1 rRNA gene is annotated in these 1,658 nt (G+C 49.6%); it reads right to left on the bottom strand.

Annotated elements, in window-relative coordinates:
• Positions 1 to 45 precede the first annotated feature (45 nt).
• Positions 46 to 1,598, bottom strand: a 16S ribosomal RNA gene (locus tag MHZ36_RS14245).
• Positions 1,599 to 1,658 lie beyond the last annotated feature (60 nt).

A 1,658-nucleotide genomic window follows, 5' to 3' on the forward strand; every position in this document is an offset into this window, starting at 1 on the left:
TCCTCTTATCATCTTCTAAAGAAGATGTTCCGAATATATCCTTAGAAAGGAGGTGATCCAGCCGCACCTTCCGATACGGCTACCTTGTTACGACTTCACCCCAATCATTTGTCCCACCTTCGACGGCTAGCTCCATAAATGGTTACTCCACCGGCTTCGGGTGTTACAAACTCTCGTGGTGTGACGGGCGGTGTGTACAAGACCCGGGAACGTATTCACCGTAGCATGCTGATCTACGATTACTAGCGATTCCAGCTTCATGTAGTCGAGTTGCAGACTACAATCCGAACTGAGAACAACTTTATGGGATTTGCATGACCTCGCGGTTTAGCTGCCCTTTGTATTGTCCATTGTAGCACGTGTGTAGCCCAAATCATAAGGGGCATGATGATTTGACGTCATCCCCACCTTCCTCCGGTTTGTCACCGGCAGTCAACCTAGAGTGCCCAACTTAATGATGGCAACTAAGCTTAAGGGTTGCGCTCGTTGCGGGACTTAACCCAACATCTCACGACACGAGCTGACGACAACCATGCACCACCTGTCACTTTGTCCCCCGAAGGGGAAGACTCTATCTCTAGAGTGGTCAAAGGATGTCAAGATTTGGTAAGGTTCTTCGCGTTGCTTCGAATTAAACCACATGCTCCACCGCTTGTGCGGGTCCCCGTCAATTCCTTTGAGTTTCAACCTTGCGGTCGTACTCCCCAGGCGGAGTGCTTAATGCGTTAGCTGCAGCACTAAGGGGCGGAAACCCCCTAACACTTAGCACTCATCGTTTACGGCGTGGACTACCAGGGTATCTAATCCTGTTTGATCCCCACGCTTTCGCACATCAGCGTCAGTTACAGACCAGAAAGTCGCCTTCGCCACTGGTGTTCCTCCATATCTCTGCGCATTTCACCGCTACACATGGAATTCCACTTTCCTCTTCTGCACTCAAGTTTCCCAGTTTCCAATGACCCTCCACGGTTGAGCCGTGGGCTTTCACATCAGACTTAAGAAACCGCCTACGCGCGCTTTACGCCCAATAATTCCGGATAACGCTTGCCACCTACGTATTACCGCGGCTGCTGGCACGTAGTTAGCCGTGGCTTTCTGATTAGGTACCGTCAAGATGTGCACAGTTACTTACACATATGTTCTTCCCTAATAACAGAGTTTTACGAGCCGAAACCCTTCATCACTCACGCGGCGTTGCTCCGTCAGGCTTTCGCCCATTGCGGAAGATTCCCTACTGCTGCCTCCCGTAGGAGTCTGGACCGTGTCTCAGTTCCAGTGTGGCCGATCACCCTCTCAGGTCGGCTACGTATCGTCGCCTTGGTAAGCCATTACCTTACCAACTAGCTAATACGGCGCGGGTCCATCTATAAGTGATAGCAAAACCATCTTTCACTATAGAACCATGCGGTTCTATATGTTATCAGGCATTAGCCCCGGTTTCCCGGAGTTATTCCAGTCTTATAGGTAGGTTACCCACGTGTTACTCACCCGTCCGCCGCTAACTTCAAAGGAGCAAGCTCCTTATCTGTTCGCTCGACTTGCATGTATTAGGCACGCCGCCAGCGTTCATCCTGAGCCAGGATCAAACTCTCCATAAAAAATTATGATGTTTGATTAGCTCATAAAATACTAATTTGTGTTATCATTAACACGTTTTT

The organism is Staphylococcus sp. ACRSN (assembly GCF_022346615.1).
Taxonomy (GTDB): domain Bacteria; phylum Bacillota; class Bacilli; order Staphylococcales; family Staphylococcaceae; genus Staphylococcus.